Genomic DNA, 14,162 nt, shown 5'->3' with positions numbered 1-14,162 from the left:
ACTTCGATCCGTGACGGTTTCGTAGCAACCTGCCGCGTGTTCGAGTCGCGTCCGATTAAGGTGCCTATGGAAGCAATAGACCGCGAAACGAATCGTTGTCCGTACGCTGAATGAAACTCGCAAACGCCGTCCCCTATTTGATATCTCGAAATGTGGTTTATTACCTCAAATAAAAATCGCTCAGTGTCGCCACTCAGCCTCGAGCTACCGGGAAACAATGAATTCGGATTACGCCGATGCGGAGTCGATATCGCCGTCGATGCGGACGAACCCGTAGTCACATTCGGAACAGCGCCACTTCGTTTTCTCACCGAGGTGGAGGGTCGTGCTCGCGCTCCGCCAAAACGTCTGTTCGCCGCCGCATTCGGGACAGTCGTGTTGAATTTCGAGGCTCATGCTACCTACTCGGTCGGTGGCGAAGTTGAAGATACTGGTTTCGCCCGACTACTCTTCTTCACGTTCGAGATGGAGGGCGTCGAAAAATCGATGCAAGACTCGTCGAGACGCGAACTCGACGAGGTCGTCGTCGTCGGCATCCGAATCGGCGAACAGACCAAGCGGAATCTGCGCGCCAGCCATGTCGGCGTGGCCGCCTGCACTTCCCACATCGTCGAACGCCTGTTGGAGAACGTTCCCCGCGTGCACGCGAGGGTCGATAGAGCGAGCACTCATATCGACCGTATCGTTGACGATGCCGAACACCAACACCGTGTCCACACCTTCGACGTTCAGCAGATAGTCCGCGGCCTGCGCGAGCGCATCACGCTCGCTCGTCCGTCCCGCGGAGGTGGCGAGGGTTGCACCACGTTGAACACGGTTTCGAATGGCTTCACCGATCGCATCCACCGTCGAAGGTGAGAACGCGGCCCCGTACAGTCGCTCTAGCAGTTCGAGGTCCGCGTGTGGGTAGACGAACAGTGCCGCCTCGTACTCGTGGGAGGTGGGGTCTCGAATGAAATCGATCCGCTCGCGGTGAAGAGCAAACAGGAGCGCGGAACCCAGTTGAACGTTCATCCGCATCTCGAGATCGCGAATGTACTCCACGAGGATGGCCGCCGTCGAACCGTACTCCTCCCGAAGGTCCACAAAATCGCACACCGGGGCCTTGGTCGAATGGTGGTCGATGACGATGTCCGGTGTCGCGGATTCCAGTTCCGTATGGCCTGCTGGCCGTGCATGGTCTACGAAGGCGATGCGGTCGAACCGGTCCGGGTCGAACTGCTCCGTGTGCTCCAAATTTACGTGCAGTAAGTTGATGAACGCACGGTTTTGCTGGTGGGATACCGTCCCCCCGTAGAAAAGTTCGGTCTCTTCGACCCCGCTAAACTCGGCGATAGCTGAGAGGGCGAGTGCGCTCGCGATGCAGTCCGGGTCAGGATTGTCATGACAAATGACTGCGAGCGATTCGATCCCCGCCAGGTACTCTACTAACTCCTGAGCGCGGGTCATGCTAGATGTTCGACCCGAGATAGTATCAAGCCGCGGGTGCGAATCGCCACCGGGCCACAGAAAATAAACAATAACTCGCTATACAAAATCCGGTCTCAGTCGAAACTCCATCGAGTCGCGTCTTCCGGGTAGTCGCTCCATGCGAGCACCGTTTCGGGGCGGACCGCAAAGAAGGGGGTTCCATGCTGAATCCCATACTTACCCTCGTATGCCGCATCGAGTCGTTCCAAAAGCTCCTCGTCGGCCGTTTCGTCGTCGATTCGCTCGGCCGTCCCTTCGATGATGACGACGTCCGTTCCACTCTCCCGGTGGACGACGATTTCGGGGCGTAACGCCAGATTCCGTACCCATCGCGTTTTCTCTCCGCCGCCGCAGTAAAAGGTGTCATCGATCCAAACACCCCATATCGGTCGGGCATGTGGACGGCCGTCCGGCAGCGTCGTCGTTCCCCAATACGTTTCGTCGCTTGCCATTTTCCGCCGAACGAACTCCCAAGAGAGCATTCCGTCCTCGTGAGTGGGAATTCCGTAGCTTTCCTCGGTCGTTGGCCGACTTCGTCGTGGACTAGCGCCACTGGTTTCGTCCCCCATACTGCGGGGGTACGACGTAATGTGCGAAAAACTTGTGCTGGAACCCACTTTTCTCCGATCCGTTTCAGGGACGGTGGAACACTTTCGCGACGGTAGCTTACTTTACCCTCGCGTCCCATGTCCTATCCATGCCTTCGATAACTCTGTACTCGCTCGACGGTTGTCCGTATTGTGAGAAAGTCCACGACGCACTCGACGACGCCGGAGTGGAGTACGAAACGGAATGGGTCGAAGCCCTCCACTCGAACCGAAACGAGGTAAAGCTCGTCAGCGGTCAGCGTGGGGTACCGGTCCTCGTCAACGACGAGTCGGGCGTCACGATGGCCGAGAGCGAGAAAATCGTGGAGTACGTGGAGCAGTCGCTCGTATGAAGATCTACACTGGACGCGGCGATGCTGGCCAGACTGACCTCCAAAACATGTCCCGTGTCTCGAAGGCGAACCCCCGAATCGAGGCATATGGAACCGTCGACGAGGTAAACGCCCTCATCGGACGTTGCCGACCGACGGGCCACGACGACGTGGACGAACGTCTGCGCGAAATTCAAAACCATCTCCACATCGTGCAGGCGGACTTCGCCAACCCGGAACCCGACGAGGACGACCCGCAGGTGGCGACGGACCACGCCGACCGACTGGAATCGTGGATGGACGCCTACGACGAGGAGTTAGACCCTCTCACCTCGTTCATCCTTCCCGGCGGTAGCGAATCGGGAGCGAACCTGCACCACGCCCGCGCCGTCTGTCGGCGTGCCGAGCGTCGTGCGGTTGCACTGGCCAGCGAGGAGGATATCAACGACGACGCCGTGACGTATCTGAATCGGCTGTCGGATGCGCTGTTCGTCCTCGCACGTGTGGTGAACAAGCGCGATGGGGAGCGAGAGGAGAGTCCGACGTACTGAAAATTCTTGGCGATGTTCTGACATCTGCCGACCGAGGGACGTGACCGCGTACCCTCGCTGCGTAGCTATCTGAACCACGAAACTTATGTTCGACAACTATAACTCCTGAACTATGCCTCCAGCAGTGTTCGTCCTGTTCATGGTTGCGTTCGTCGCCATCGGGCTAGCGAACGTACTCAAACCCCGTGCAATGATGCGCTACCGTCTGAAAACGGAGTATGGCGTCGAGGGAGATATCGAACCGAGCGAAACGAGAATCATGGTTCAGCGATTGCTTTCCCTCCTGGTTCTCATCGTCGGTGTCTGGACGATGCTCTCGTGGGGATTCTAATGCCTCCACGGCAGTCCTCGGGATACCGGTTCTGCTCCGTTCGCTAACAAACGACTCGTGCCGTTTACAACCCGAGTTCGCGTCCGATGACGAGGTGCTGAATCTCGCTCGTCCCCTCGCCGATTTCCATCAGTTTCGCGTCACGCAGGAATCGCTGTGGGGCGAAATCCTCGGTGTAGCCGTACCCACCGAGAACTTGTACCGCATCCTCGGAAACCTTCCGCGCCGACTCGCTGGCATCGAGTTTCGCCAGCGCGCTCTCGTGGGAGACCGAATAGCCTTCGTCGTACTTGCACGCGGCCTTGTGGGTGAGTAGGCGCGAGCGCTCGATTTTCCGGTCCATGTCCACGACCTTGTTCCGGATGGCGTCGAACTTCGAGATCGGCTTGCCGAACTGTTCGCGCTCCTTGCTGTACTCCTTTGCAGCCTCGAACGCTCCCTGTGCGATACCTGTCGAGAGCGCGGCGATGGAGATACGGCCGCCGTCGAGCGTTTTCTTCGTCTGTTCCCACCCCTCGCCCTCCTCGCCGAGCAGGCGGTCTTCCGAGAGGCGAACGTCGTCGAGTTGAATTTCGCAGGTCGGCGAGGCGTTGAGACCGAGTTTGTCCCAGACCGTCGTGACCTCGAATCCGTCGTCCTCCTCGGGATCCACGATGAACGTCGAGATGCCGTCGTAGCCAGCATCGGAATCCGTGACTGCCTTGACGAGGACGCTCCCCGCCACGTTGGCGTTGGTGATGAACTGCTTCGTTCCGTTGAGTACCCACTCGTCACCGTCCTTTTCGGCGATGGTGTCCATGTCGCTCGCGTCCGACCCGGAACCCGGTTCCGTGAGTGCCCACGAACCGAGATACTCGCCTTCCGCGAGTGGCGTGAGCCACTTTTCTTTCTGCGCTTCCGTGCCGAACATCTCGATTGGCTTCGAAGCCAGCGAGATGTGTGCGGCGTACGAGAGGCCGATAGAACCGGAAACGCGCCCAAGTTCTTCGGTGACGAGGGCGTACATCAATTGGTCGCCGCCGAGTCCGCCGTACTCCTCGCTGACCGGGACACCCATCATGTCGAGGTCGGCGAGTTGGTCGAAAACTTCGTCAGGGAAGCGGTGTTCGCTCTCGATTTCCTGCGCAATCGGTTCGATCTCTTCGTCGCAGAACTCCCGAACGGTGTCCCGTACCATCCTGTGCTCGTCGGGGAGGTTGAAATCCATACGCAAAATTTGTGCGAGTTGGAGTATAAAGACACCGCAACAACGTTGCTGTTGCGAGCCTTCAGTCACTTCGCTCCTGAAGACACCGAAGGAAGGGAACCTCCTTCGAGGTCTCGTTCACTCCTTCGTCGCTCACGAGACCACCGCCACACGTCGGCACGACGAGCCTCACTCGCTTCGCTCGTAAGGACGCCAAACGCCAGCGGAGTTACGTGCCTTGGTTCGCGTTGCTCACGAGATTACCGCACCAAAGTCGTTCTTGCGACCTTCCACGAGGAACGCGAACAGGGACGCTCCTCCAGCGAGATGACTGAATTTTTCGGCGGGAGAGTTTATCAATCGTCGGAACAAACTCACTTCCGATGGGAATCCGTCGATTAGTCCGTGGCACGATAGAGTGGCCTCGCATCGAAGCGGTCATCGGTGAACTCGCGGACCGATACGATCGCGATGAGGTTCGGGTCGAGTTCATCGACGCCGACAACTGGCTTTCGACGCCCTGCGTCGTGGACGACCGGTGGTTCGTCAAAATCACGTCGGATCAAAACTCGCTCGTCCACGCGCTCTTTACCAGCGCGCGGAACTTGGGTGCTTTTTCCAGCGGCACGGAAGGGTTTTTCGAGCATTTTGCCGGGCCGGACGAGATGGCAGAGCACGAACTCGAAGCGACCAAAAAGATGCGCGAAATCGGGTTGAACGTCCCGGCGCCGATAGAGGCCTTCGAATACGACGGCCTCGGAGTGCTGGTGATGGAGTATCTGCCGGACTTCCAAACGTTCGACGAGCTGTCCGACGATGGAATGCACGACTACGCGCCGAAGTTATTCCGTGCCCTCTCGCGCATGCACGACAACAACCTCGCACACGGGGATTTGCGGGGGGAGAACGTGCTCGTTGCAAACGACGAAATCTACTTCATCGACGCGACGAGCGTGAACGAAGCTCGAATCGACGAAGCGAGGTCGTACGACCTCGCCTGTGCGCTCGCGTCGCTTACTCCCCTCATCGGTGCTCGTGACGCGGTGATAGCCGCTCGTAAACATTACTCCGCCGAAGAACTGCTTTCGGCCCGTGAGTTCCTCGATTTCGTCAACATGCGGCCCGACCACGATTTCGACGCCGTAACGGTGAAGGGGGAGATAGAGAAACTGGCCGACGCCGAAGACGGCGATGCTAGCTAACTGCAAGTCCGAACTGCAACTCGGTCGAGCGCTTTCTCCACAGTCGGAACGCTCTTTTCGACGGTCGGAGAGGGGGACATATGAACGACGAGAGACCGCGAGTCGTCAGCGAATCGAATCTGGACTGGGACGAAGAATCACACGGTGACGAGTTCCACGTTCGCCGCAAACAGTTGGGGGCGAAATCCGGCGGCGAACAGTTGGGGTGTAGTCTCTACGAACTCCCGCCCGAAAGGAAATCGTGGCCGTTCCACTATCACACGGGAAACGAAGAAGCGATATACGTCCTCGCTGGCGAGGGAACGCTCCGAGTCGAGGACGACGTGGAGACCCTCGAAGCCGGCGATTACGTCGCGTTTCCGGTCGGCGAGGAGTACGCTCGACGGGTCATCAACGATTCCGACGACGAACTCCGCTACCTCTGTTTTTCGACCATGCGAGAACCCGACGTATCGGTGTATCCCGACTCGGGAAAAATCGGCGTGTTCGTGGGGTCTGCACCAGGCGGCCACGAGGGGCGGACGTTGAGCGGCTACTTCCCACTCGACGCGGAGGTGGGGTACTGGGAGGGAGAAGACGAGTGAGGCGGTACCCACCGAGATGCATCAGCACTATTTACCTTTGTAGTAAACGACTGACCGAAATCGCGACACTCGCTGAGAATTGGGAGTCTTTTTTAGCGTACCCGTTCGACTTTCTCTCGAAGATATGAGCCAACAAGCCAGCGAGCAGGTTTACAGTCATTACATCGGAGGGGAATGGCGCGACGGAGAAGGCGACGAGACGTTCGAGAGCGTCAATCCGGCGACGAAGGAGACGCTCGGCGAGTTCCACCGCGGTACACCCGCGGACATCGACGCCGCGCTCGCCGCCGCGGAAGAAGCCGAAGACGAGTGGGCGAGCCTCTCGTACATCGACCGTGCGGAACACCTCTGGGACATCTACCACGAACTGAAGGAACGAACGGACGAACTCGGCGAAGTCATCACGAAGGAGTGTGGCAAGGAGATCTCCGAGGGGAAAGCCGACGTGGTCGAAGCCGCGCACATGGTCGAATGGGCCGCGGGCAACGCCCGCCACCCGCACGGCGACGTGGTACCGAGCGAAATCGGCGCGAAAGACGCGTACATGCGTCGAAAGCCACGCGGCATCATCGGCTGCATCACCCCGTGGAACTTCCCGGTCGCCATCCCGTTCTGGCACATGGCCCTCGCGCTGGTCGAAGGGAACACCGTCGTGTGGAAGCCCGCCGAACAGACGCCGTGGTGTGGCCAAATTATCGCCGAGATGTTCGAGGACGCGGGTGTCCCTGAAGGCGTGTTCAACATGGTCCAAGGCTTCGGCGACGCCGGCAACGCCATCGTCGAGGACGACCGCGTGGACACCGTCCTGTTCACCGGTTCCTCGGAAGTCGGTCACAAAATCGCGGGTAAGGTCGGCGGCGAACCCGGCAAACTCGCGGCCTGCGAGATGGGTGGGAAGAACGGCATCGTCATCACCGAAAACGCGGATCTCGACATCGCAGTCCACAGCGCAATCATGTCCTCGTTCAAGACGACGGGTCAGCGCTGTGTCTCCTCCGAGCGACTCATCGTCCACGAGGACGTGTACGACGAGTTCAAGGAGCGCTACGTCGAACTCGCGAAAGAAGTCTCCGTCGGTGACCCACTCGATGAGGGCACCTTCATGGGACCGATGGTCAACGAAGAGCAGGTCGAGAAGTTCGGTAAGTACAACCAACTCGCCAAGGACGAGGGTGCCGAAGTCCTCGTGGACCGCGAGGAACTCGACGACGACGAGATTCCGGACGGCTTCGAGGACGGCTACTGGGTCGGCCCGTTCGTCTACGAAGTCGATTACAGTCCCGACCTACGCTGTATCCACGAGGAAGTCTTCGGCCCGCACGTCGCCCTCATGAGCTACTCGGGTGACATCGAGGACGCAGTCGAAATCCACAACGACACGCCCTACGGACTGGCCGGTGCCATCATCAGCGAGGACTACCGCCAAGTCAACTACTTCCGCGATAACGCGGAAATCGGACTCGCCTACGGCAACCTGCCGTGCATCGGCGCGGAAGTTCAACTGCCGTTCGGCGGCGTGAAGAAGTCCGGCAACGGCTACCCGAGTGCCCGCGAAGCCATCGAGGCAGTCACGGAGCGCACGGCGTGGACCATCAACAACTCGAAGGACATCCAGATGGCCCAGGGCCTGTCGGCGGACATCAAGACCGAAGAGGAATAACCCGAACGTACTTTTGTTTTCGCCGGAAACGGGCGGATCGGTTCTCTAGTTTTTAGTAGCATTGCGACACGATATGATCGTATGATTCGAAACGTCCTCTCCACGTTCTTGCTCGCACTCATCGGGGCACTCATCAGCTATGTAGTGGTCGCGTACGTCGACATCGACTCCGCCTCCATGATTCTCGGCGCGTTCGTGGTGTTCGGTGTCTTGATTTTCGTCAGGTCATTTCTTCGCGCATCGAGCTAAATCGCCGCCCTGGAGATTCGTGAGTCTCGACTGAAGCTACCGATCGTGGATACTGGAAGACGGTAGAACTCGAAGACAGTGTTTCGATTTTGGTTTGCGAAGAGTGGAGATGACTGGAGACGAGGGGGGGTTGGGTTGTGGCTTCCGGAAGCCGGTGGGTTCCGACCAGTGTGCCCACGCGACGAGGCGCACAGTCCCGATATGCCGACAAACGACGAGAAAAGCGTCGCGTATCGGCATCCGTTTCTTTTTGCTTCTCACTTATAAATCTGTACAACCTGAATCGCGATGTCGGGGAACTGTCTCAAACTCGCGGCTCTTAAACACACGGCACACGCAACATCGTCGCTTACGCAATCTGCGATGATACCCTTCTGTGGGGGATTCACGATGAGTGGAGAAACACTGAACGATCTGTTCGAAGAGGGGCTGAAAGAGATGTACTACGTCGAAAACGAACTCGTGGACGTACTCGACGAGCTGCGTACCGAGGTTACCCACGACGACCTTCGAAACGCTTTCGAGAAGCACCGAAGCGAGACCGAGGAGCATATAACTCGACTCGAAGACGTGTTCGACCGCATCGGCGAGTCGCCGGAACAGAAACCGGTCAACGCGCTCAACGGGATGGTCGAAGACCATCAGGAGTTCACCGATTCGGACCCGGACCAGGACGTGTTGAACCTGTTCGATAAGGCCGCCGCGGAAAAAAGCGAGCACTTCGAAATCGCTGCGTACGGCAACTTGACGTTCATCGCATCCAAGTTGGGTCACGACGAATCGGCTGACATCCTCGAACGAAACCTGCGCGAAGAACAGGACGCGTTGGACGAACTGAAATCGCTCAGCGAGCAGTACGACATGGAATCGGTTCCGACACAGGGATAATCCGTTTTTTCAGTGCACCGAGCCGCTAGATTCGCTTGCTCACGTAGGGGCCGTCCTGATGATAGCCGAGTTTGTTCCGGTAGTACTCGCGCGCTCCAATACCGGAGATGACGCTGAGTTTCTCGTAGCCCGCGTCCCTCGCGAGGTCCTCCGCTTTCTCCATCAGTTGGCGACCGTAGCCGCGGTGCTGATGTTGGGTGTCCTCGCTTTCGGACCCGACCGAAACCTCGCTTCCGTAGACGTGGAGTTCGCGGATGAGGGCCGCGTTGTCGAGTTCCCGACGGACTGGGTCGCCGGGGAATCGGAGACGACAGAAGCCAACGAGCAGGTCCTTGTCGAAATCTTCGACGCTGATGAAGTGTTCCGTCCCGCCGGCAGCCTCGTAGGTCAGCACGTCGAGTTCGACGTTTTCGGGTTCCTCATCGTTCATGCCGACCTCACGGCATCGAATGCAGTCACAGGTCCACCCGTGTTCGTCCATCTTCTTCCGGGCGAGTTGCCGAAGGTTGGATTTCCACACGCCAGCGTCGATGAAGTCCGCGGGGATGTCGCGCTGGACGCGCTGGAGTCGGACGTATCGCGGAATCATCGACTTGATTTCCGCGACGAGTTCCGCGGCCTCCTCGTTGCGCAAGGGTTCGTACTCGTCTCGGTGCCACCAGTCGTAGGTCGCGGTCCCGCGGACGACCAGCGTGGGATAGATCTTGAGATAATCCGGTTTCCACTTCTCGTCCTCGAAGATGCGCCGGAAGTCCTCGACGCACATCGCCTTCGACATCCCGGGTTGCCCCGGCATCATGTGGAAACCGACCTTGAACGCCGAATCGCGGAGGCGTTGGTTCGCCTCGATGGACGCCTGTGCGCCATGGCCGCGATGCATCTCGCGGTTGATTCGCTCGAACGTCGTCTGGACGCCGACTTCGACTTTCGTCCCGCCCAAATCGAGCATCCGGTCTATCTGTTCGGGGTCACACCAGTCGGGTTTCGTTTCGAACGTGGTGCCGATGTTGCGCACGTCGCCCGTCTCGTTTTCGGCGATGACGTCCTCCAAATACGAGAACTCGTACTCGTCGAAATCCTGTGCGAAGCTCACGCCTTCCGCGGGTTCTGGCTCCTTGTCCGCATCGTATTCGTTCATCGCCTCGAGCGCGCGCTTGACGAACCATTCCTGATAGTCGTGGCTCCGTGCGGTCATCGTTCCGCCCATCAGGATGAGTTCGACCTTATCGACGGGGTGGCCGATTTCACGCAGTTGCTCCAGTCGCAGGGTGACCTGTCCGTAGGGGTCATAATCGTTCTGGACGCCGCGCGCCGCGGCCGGTTCGTGTCCCGTGTAACTCTGTGACGAGGAGAATTCTGACCCAGGACCGCCGGGACAGTAGAGGCATTTTCCGTGCGGGCACTGGTGCGGACTGGTCATTATCGCAATCGGTGAGACGCCCGACGCGGTTCTGACGGGTTTGCGCTGGAGCACTGGCTCTAACTCCTCGCGCTGGTCGTTCGGCGCGTGGTCGAGGATCTCGGAGTTCTTCGGCACTTTCGCGGCGGAGAACTCCGAACAGGCTTGCAGTTTGGCACTTTCCACGTCGTCGCGCTCGATGTCGCCCGCGAGGATGCGCTCGACGAGTGCCTCGCAGACCTGCTCGAACGCCTCGCTTTCCGTGGCGTCCGGCGTCTCGGTACTCATTACGTGCTATTTGGTCGTTTCGCCCGGATAAGCGTGTCGTCTACGACTAGGCGTCGGTGATCGAGTTCTTCGAGGTCTCGTGTCACGTTTTGCGGATGCGTTCGTCGGTGTGATGATTACAACTGCTAGACACAACCCACGTCTTCACTGACGGAGTCTCGATTGTACCGACGATAGGGCCACCGCAGATGATGCGAGGCGCAGGTCACACCCGAACGGCGAGGCTTCAAACGCAAAGCGTCGCGAGTTGCGGAAACCCCCTTTTCAAATACCGCGAAAGACGGAACGTCTTCAGTAAGCGCCACCTGCGCGTAGCAGTCGTTAACGGCGCAAACCCATACAGTGACGCTACGGAAAGGAGAACGTCGAAAAATCCCGACCAAAACAACACCGCTGCGGAAACGAAGTCCGAATCTAATTCACGCGTTCGCTGACGGATTCGATAACGGCATCCAGTGCGGCTTCGCGCTCGCCGCGGAGGAATTCGACCTTGCCGTCGTGGGTGCCGACAGCAATGATTCCTGCCTCAGGTGCGCGTTCGCGGGCTGCATCCGCGATGTCACGAACGTTGACGCCGACATCGCTTCGGATGTGGATTTCGTCGTCCGCGAGGCCGAGCGTGACGTTCTGGCCGCCGGGGCGGCCCGTGATGTCGTGACGGTGGAGCGCGTCGAGGAGCACCGACGTCGATGGGAAATCAAAGCGGTGGGTGTAGGCTTCCGTATCGAGGACGGTGAAGGTGACCCCGTTTGCGCCGCGAACCGAGAGGTTCGGTTCGGCGGTGTCGAGTTCGTTTTCGAGTTTGGTTCGGAACTGCTCGCTGATGTGTTCGGCGAGATCGCGTTTTGCGTGCTCGAAGAGGAGGTCGGTGATGAGTTCGCGTTTGTCCTCGTAGGACTGGTAGTAGGCCTCCAGCGCAACCGCTTCGCGAAGGGCCGTCACGTGTGCCGTATCGTAGCCCGCCTCTTCCGCGAGTTCGACGTATTCCGACGGTGTATCCGCCCAGTACCCGACTGCCGGGAGATGGGAGACGTCCTCTCGAACGTCATCGTTGATGTGTGCCGCGACGTTCGCGCCGAGGACACTGGCGGAAACGTCCTTGCCGGATTCGCCGAGGAACGGGTTGACGATGACTTCGGCCGTCTCGGCCACGTTCTCGTCCGGGAACTGAGTGTCGATGACGACGTGAGGTGCGCCGTAGATGTCGAGTAGGTCGAGACCGTCGCTGGATTCGACAGTGCTTCCCGCATCCACGAGGACGAAGAGGGGGAGTTTCTCGTCGTGGCGCTCGCGGTTGTCGAGCATGTTCGTCGCGTCCTTCGTCGCGTCTTCCATGTCGTAGAAGCCGTTTTCGAGCGGACGACGGTCGAAGTAGTGGTACTGAGCATCGCTTCGAGCGTGTTCCTCGCGCACCAGCGGGAGAACGGCACGTTCCAGTGCCGCACCAGCCGCGTAGCCTTCCGCACTCGCGTTGTGCCGAACGATGACGGGGCGGGATTCGATGACGGCGCGGCGAATCGCACCGGCGGCGTCCTTGATGGCGTCGTGAATCGCTTCGACGGAGCTATGCTCGGCGAGCAGATCGACGTCCGCCGGGCGCGCTTCGTCTTCCAGCGCTTCGGCGAGTCGGTTTATGACGGTCGCTTCCTCGTCGTCGGTGAGCGCGTCGAGTTGTTCGGTCTCGACTTGCAGTTCGTTGTTGCGAAGTTCGACTTCGCCGACCAGTCGGACGACATCGCCAGTATCGACTTGGGGGTACGCGCGGACGCCAGCCTCTTTGAACGCGGCACAGTCCACGACGGCGGTTTCGTCACGGAGTTCGAACACCGTTGGGCCGCTCGTCTGACTCGCACCGACGATTTCGCCCTCGATTCGGACGTGCTCGCCGACTCGGTCGCTCAGGGTTTCGATGGCGACTCGCTCCAGCGGTTCGTCGTGTTCCGGAATCGTCGCGCTACCGACCGCGTTTCCCGACCCATCCGTCGTCGGAGCGGGTTCCGACGATTCGGTCGCATCGGACTGGTCGTCCGTTTCGCTTCGTTCCGATGCCGACTGCTTCGGTTCCTCGTCGGAAAGGTACGTGTTTTCCGCATCCTGAATCAGTTTGCCGCGGAATTCGCGTTCCGACTGACGAATCGACCAGCCGAGGTCGATGTTTCCGTTGTCACGGACGCCGAGAACCTGGACGTACACCGTGTCGCCCGCGTCCCAGTCGAGGCTTTCAAGCCGTTTGTCTAGCTCGCTTTTGTGGAGGAGACCGGTGACGTTTTTTCCAACATCGATGAACACACCGAAGTCGGCGAATCCATCGACGGTACCTTTGTAGTATCGTCCCGCGGTGAGTTGTTGCGGACGATTTCCTTCGAATTCGAAGAGAACGTCCTGCTCGTGGCTCGAACAAATCGGGCCGTCTGCAGACGTCCCGCAAATGACGCAGTTACCCATTTATACTGGCACAGAATAGTCCCGGCCTAAAACGGTTGTCGAAATCCCACGGGCTTCTGACCCGGTGGGGGGTGCGCCAAAGCGAGTCAGTAATAGTAAAACGAAAAGTCGTCGCCACAGTGCTGACAATCCACTCGTCTCCCTTTGAGACGTTCTTCGCCCGACCGACGCTCATCTCTCTTCCTGTTCGACAACGTAATCGCCGATGCCGACCCGCAGTGGGGGGCATCCGACGGACATGGCTGATTGGGACATATCGTTTTGTCCGGTACGAAAACCCATAGTTATAGTCTCTCTAATGAAACTATGTAGACCATGGCAACATTTGTCTAACAGGTTAGTGATGTGTTAAGCGCTTCCCCGATGTCGATGGCCCACCAAGAGGGCGATGAGATTCAGCGTAAGCAGTATGAGAAACGTCTGGAGTTGGCCAGGCGTGTCGAGACCGGTTACGAGCAAGGGCATGTAGAGGAACGGGAGGGCAACAGCGGTCCAAAAACCGATGAATCGTACCGGGGTCGATAGTGATTCGGACGACGCGTTCGTTTCCTCGTCACTCTCCGCGGTATCGATAGTGTCGAGGTCAGTGATTGTTGACATGCTCCGCACACCATGTGACTATCTACCACGATATTATTATTGAGTCTCTAACGCTTCGAAAGCAATGCAATACGAGGGAACGTATCGAAACAGGCGATCGTTTTCGCCGTTTACTCGAAAACGGGGCTATCGCCCTCTAGTTCTGCTATCTCTCCGGCGATTTTTCTGACGTGTTCGGGGAACAGCGCGACCTGGACTTCGTTCCCCTCCTCGTCCTCGAACACCAGCTTCACCCGTTTGTCGCCGAACTCACGTGCTTCCGCCGATGCTACGTCGAACAGTTTCGCCGTCCCTTTCTTGTTCGTCGGCCCGACGTTCTTCAGCGACCCGTCCTTCAACTCGACCATGAAATCGTCGATAAGCAGGTTGAGCATACTTCCGATACGCTCC

16 protein-coding genes are annotated in these 14,162 nt (G+C 58.8%); 8 read left to right on the top strand and 8 right to left on the bottom strand.

Annotation, left to right across the window (positions count from 1 at the left end):
* Window positions 1-228 precede the first annotated feature (228 nt).
* From OOF89_RS02265 to OOF89_RS02255, 3 genes are all read right to left on the bottom strand, one after another.
* A complete protein-coding gene (locus tag OOF89_RS02265) occupies window positions 229-396 on the bottom strand; it encodes a DUF7838 family putative zinc beta-ribbon protein (protein WP_266078045.1) in 168 nt (55 codons plus the stop codon).
* 48 nt (window positions 397-444) lie between these two features.
* Complete coding sequence (locus OOF89_RS02260) at window positions 445-1,449, bottom strand: DHH family phosphoesterase (RefSeq protein ID WP_266078044.1); 1,005 nt, start codon at window positions 1,447-1,449, stop codon at window positions 445-447.
* A 95-nt stretch (window positions 1,450-1,544) separates the two neighbouring features.
* Window positions 1,545-2,039 (bottom strand): pyridoxamine 5'-phosphate oxidase family protein, encoded by a 495-nt coding sequence (locus tag OOF89_RS02255; protein WP_266078041.1) that lies wholly within the window; start codon window positions 2,037-2,039, stop codon window positions 1,545-1,547.
* A 128-nt stretch (window positions 2,040-2,167) separates the two neighbouring features.
* Here OOF89_RS02255 and OOF89_RS02250 point away from each other — a divergent pair, with 128 nt between their 5' ends.
* The 3 genes from OOF89_RS02250 (at window position 2,168) to OOF89_RS02240 (ending at window position 3,271) form a co-directional block, all read left to right on the top strand.
* The gene (locus OOF89_RS02250) at window positions 2,168-2,410 is read left to right on the top strand and encodes a glutaredoxin family protein (protein ID WP_266078040.1); all 243 of its coding nucleotides are present in this window, start codon (window positions 2,168-2,170) and stop codon (window positions 2,408-2,410) included.
* Window positions 2,407-2,940, top strand: a complete 534-nt coding sequence (locus tag OOF89_RS02245; protein WP_266078038.1) for a cob(I)yrinic acid a,c-diamide adenosyltransferase — start codon at window positions 2,407-2,409, stop codon at window positions 2,938-2,940. The genes OOF89_RS02250 and OOF89_RS02245 overlap by 4 nt, the downstream gene beginning before the upstream one ends.
* 112 nt (window positions 2,941-3,052) lie before the next feature.
* Window positions 3,053-3,271, top strand: a complete 219-nt coding sequence (locus OOF89_RS02240) for a hypothetical protein (protein ID WP_266078037.1) — start codon at window positions 3,053-3,055, stop codon at window positions 3,269-3,271.
* A 64-nt stretch (window positions 3,272-3,335) separates the two neighbouring features.
* Here OOF89_RS02240 and OOF89_RS02235 read toward each other — a convergent pair whose 3' ends face one another.
* Window positions 3,336-4,478 carry an acyl-CoA dehydrogenase family protein gene (locus OOF89_RS02235; RefSeq protein WP_266078036.1) on the bottom strand — a complete coding sequence of 381 codons (1,143 nt, stop codon included), beginning with the start codon at window positions 4,476-4,478 and terminating at the stop codon, window positions 3,336-3,338.
* 362 nt (window positions 4,479-4,840) lie between these two features.
* Between OOF89_RS02235 and OOF89_RS02230 the strand changes: the two genes are divergently transcribed.
* The 5 genes from OOF89_RS02230 to OOF89_RS02210 all read left to right on the top strand — a co-directional run bounded on the left by OOF89_RS02230 (window position 4,841) and on the right by OOF89_RS02210 (window position 9,040).
* Window positions 4,841-5,659 carry an RIO1 family regulatory kinase/ATPase domain-containing protein gene (locus tag OOF89_RS02230; protein ID WP_266078035.1) on the top strand — a complete coding sequence of 273 codons (819 nt, stop codon included), beginning with the start codon at window positions 4,841-4,843 and terminating at the stop codon, window positions 5,657-5,659.
* 80 nt (window positions 5,660-5,739) lie between these two features.
* On the top strand, window positions 5,740-6,243 hold the full coding sequence (locus OOF89_RS02225; RefSeq protein ID WP_266078033.1) for a cupin domain-containing protein: 504 nt from the start codon (window positions 5,740-5,742) through the stop codon (window positions 6,241-6,243).
* 124 nt (window positions 6,244-6,367) lie between these two features.
* Complete coding sequence (locus OOF89_RS02220) at window positions 6,368-7,903, top strand: aldehyde dehydrogenase family protein (RefSeq protein WP_266078032.1); 1,536 nt, start codon at window positions 6,368-6,370, stop codon at window positions 7,901-7,903.
* An 81-nt stretch (window positions 7,904-7,984) separates the two neighbouring features.
* Entirely contained in the window at window positions 7,985-8,152 is a 168-nt protein-coding gene (locus OOF89_RS02215; RefSeq protein WP_266078031.1) for a hypothetical protein, read from the top strand.
* Between the two features lie 390 nt (window positions 8,153-8,542).
* Window positions 8,543-9,040 (top strand): YciE/YciF ferroxidase family protein, encoded by a 498-nt coding sequence (locus OOF89_RS02210; RefSeq protein ID WP_266078030.1) that lies wholly within the window; start codon window positions 8,543-8,545, stop codon window positions 9,038-9,040.
* Between the two features lie 25 nt (window positions 9,041-9,065).
* Here OOF89_RS02210 and OOF89_RS02205 read toward each other — a convergent pair whose 3' ends face one another.
* The 4 genes from OOF89_RS02205 to OOF89_RS02190 all read right to left on the bottom strand — a co-directional run bounded on the left by OOF89_RS02205 (window position 9,066) and on the right by OOF89_RS02190 (window position 14,146).
* Window positions 9,066-10,727: a tRNA uridine(34) 5-carboxymethylaminomethyl modification radical SAM/GNAT enzyme Elp3 gene (locus OOF89_RS02205; RefSeq protein WP_266078029.1), complete on the bottom strand. Its 1,662-nt coding sequence runs from the start codon at window positions 10,725-10,727 to the stop codon at window positions 9,066-9,068.
* Between the two features lie 414 nt (window positions 10,728-11,141).
* Window positions 11,142-13,172 (bottom strand): DHH family phosphoesterase, encoded by a 2,031-nt coding sequence (locus tag OOF89_RS02200; protein WP_266078028.1) that lies wholly within the window; start codon window positions 13,170-13,172, stop codon window positions 11,142-11,144.
* Window positions 13,173-13,520: 348 nt separating this feature from the next.
* Complete coding sequence (locus tag OOF89_RS02195) at window positions 13,521-13,772, bottom strand: hypothetical protein (RefSeq protein WP_266078027.1); 252 nt, start codon at window positions 13,770-13,772, stop codon at window positions 13,521-13,523.
* Between the two features lie 110 nt (window positions 13,773-13,882).
* Window positions 13,883-14,146 carry a hypothetical protein gene (locus OOF89_RS02190; RefSeq protein ID WP_266078026.1) on the bottom strand — a complete coding sequence of 88 codons (264 nt, stop codon included), beginning with the start codon at window positions 14,144-14,146 and terminating at the stop codon, window positions 13,883-13,885.
* Between the last annotated feature and the right edge of the window lie 16 nt (window positions 14,147-14,162).

Origin of the sequence: Haladaptatus caseinilyticus (assembly GCF_026248685.1) — an archaeon.
Classification (GTDB): domain Archaea; phylum Halobacteriota; class Halobacteria; order Halobacteriales; family Haladaptataceae; genus Haladaptatus; species Haladaptatus caseinilyticus.
The sequence above is the reverse complement of the archived record's forward strand: the minus strand, read 5'-3'. Positions and strand labels throughout refer to the sequence as shown.

What these genes read in the sequence shown, in the direction of transcription:
- OOF89_RS02210 (WP_266078030.1), top strand. Translation starts at nt 8,543, where the DNA reads ATGAGTGGAGAAACACTGAACGATCTGTTCGAAGAGGGGCTGAAAGAG.
- OOF89_RS02235 (WP_266078036.1), bottom strand. Translation starts at nt 4,478, where the DNA reads ATGGATTTCAACCTCCCCGACGAGCACAGGATGGTACGGGACACCGTT.
- OOF89_RS02225 (WP_266078033.1), top strand. Translation starts at nt 5,740, where the DNA reads ATGAACGACGAGAGACCGCGAGTCGTCAGCGAATCGAATCTGGACTGG.
- OOF89_RS02200 (WP_266078028.1), bottom strand. Translation starts at nt 13,172, where the DNA reads ATGGGTAACTGCGTCATTTGCGGGACGTCTGCAGACGGCCCGATTTGT.
- OOF89_RS02195 (WP_266078027.1), bottom strand. Translation starts at nt 13,772, where the DNA reads ATGTCAACAATCACTGACCTCGACACTATCGATACCGCGGAGAGTGAC.
- OOF89_RS02250 (WP_266078040.1), top strand. Translation starts at nt 2,168, where the DNA reads ATGCCTTCGATAACTCTGTACTCGCTCGACGGTTGTCCGTATTGTGAG.
- OOF89_RS02215 (WP_266078031.1), top strand. Translation starts at nt 7,985, where the DNA reads ATGATTCGAAACGTCCTCTCCACGTTCTTGCTCGCACTCATCGGGGCA.
- OOF89_RS02240 (WP_266078037.1), top strand. Translation starts at nt 3,053, where the DNA reads ATGCCTCCAGCAGTGTTCGTCCTGTTCATGGTTGCGTTCGTCGCCATC.
- OOF89_RS02255 (WP_266078041.1), bottom strand. Translation starts at nt 2,039, where the DNA reads ATGGGGGACGAAACCAGTGGCGCTAGTCCACGACGAAGTCGGCCAACG.
- OOF89_RS02260 (WP_266078044.1), bottom strand. Translation starts at nt 1,449, where the DNA reads ATGACCCGCGCTCAGGAGTTAGTAGAGTACCTGGCGGGGATCGAATCG.
- OOF89_RS02220 (WP_266078032.1), top strand. Translation starts at nt 6,368, where the DNA reads ATGAGCCAACAAGCCAGCGAGCAGGTTTACAGTCATTACATCGGAGGG.
- OOF89_RS02190 (WP_266078026.1), bottom strand. Translation starts at nt 14,146, where the DNA reads ATGCTCAACCTGCTTATCGACGATTTCATGGTCGAGTTGAAGGACGGG.
- OOF89_RS02205 (WP_266078029.1), bottom strand. Translation starts at nt 10,727, where the DNA reads ATGAGTACCGAGACGCCGGACGCCACGGAAAGCGAGGCGTTCGAGCAG.
- OOF89_RS02265 (WP_266078045.1), bottom strand. Translation starts at nt 396, where the DNA reads ATGAGCCTCGAAATTCAACACGACTGTCCCGAATGCGGCGGCGAACAG.
- OOF89_RS02230 (WP_266078035.1), top strand. Translation starts at nt 4,841, where the DNA reads ATGGGAATCCGTCGATTAGTCCGTGGCACGATAGAGTGGCCTCGCATC.
- OOF89_RS02245 (WP_266078038.1), top strand. Translation starts at nt 2,407, where the DNA reads ATGAAGATCTACACTGGACGCGGCGATGCTGGCCAGACTGACCTCCAA.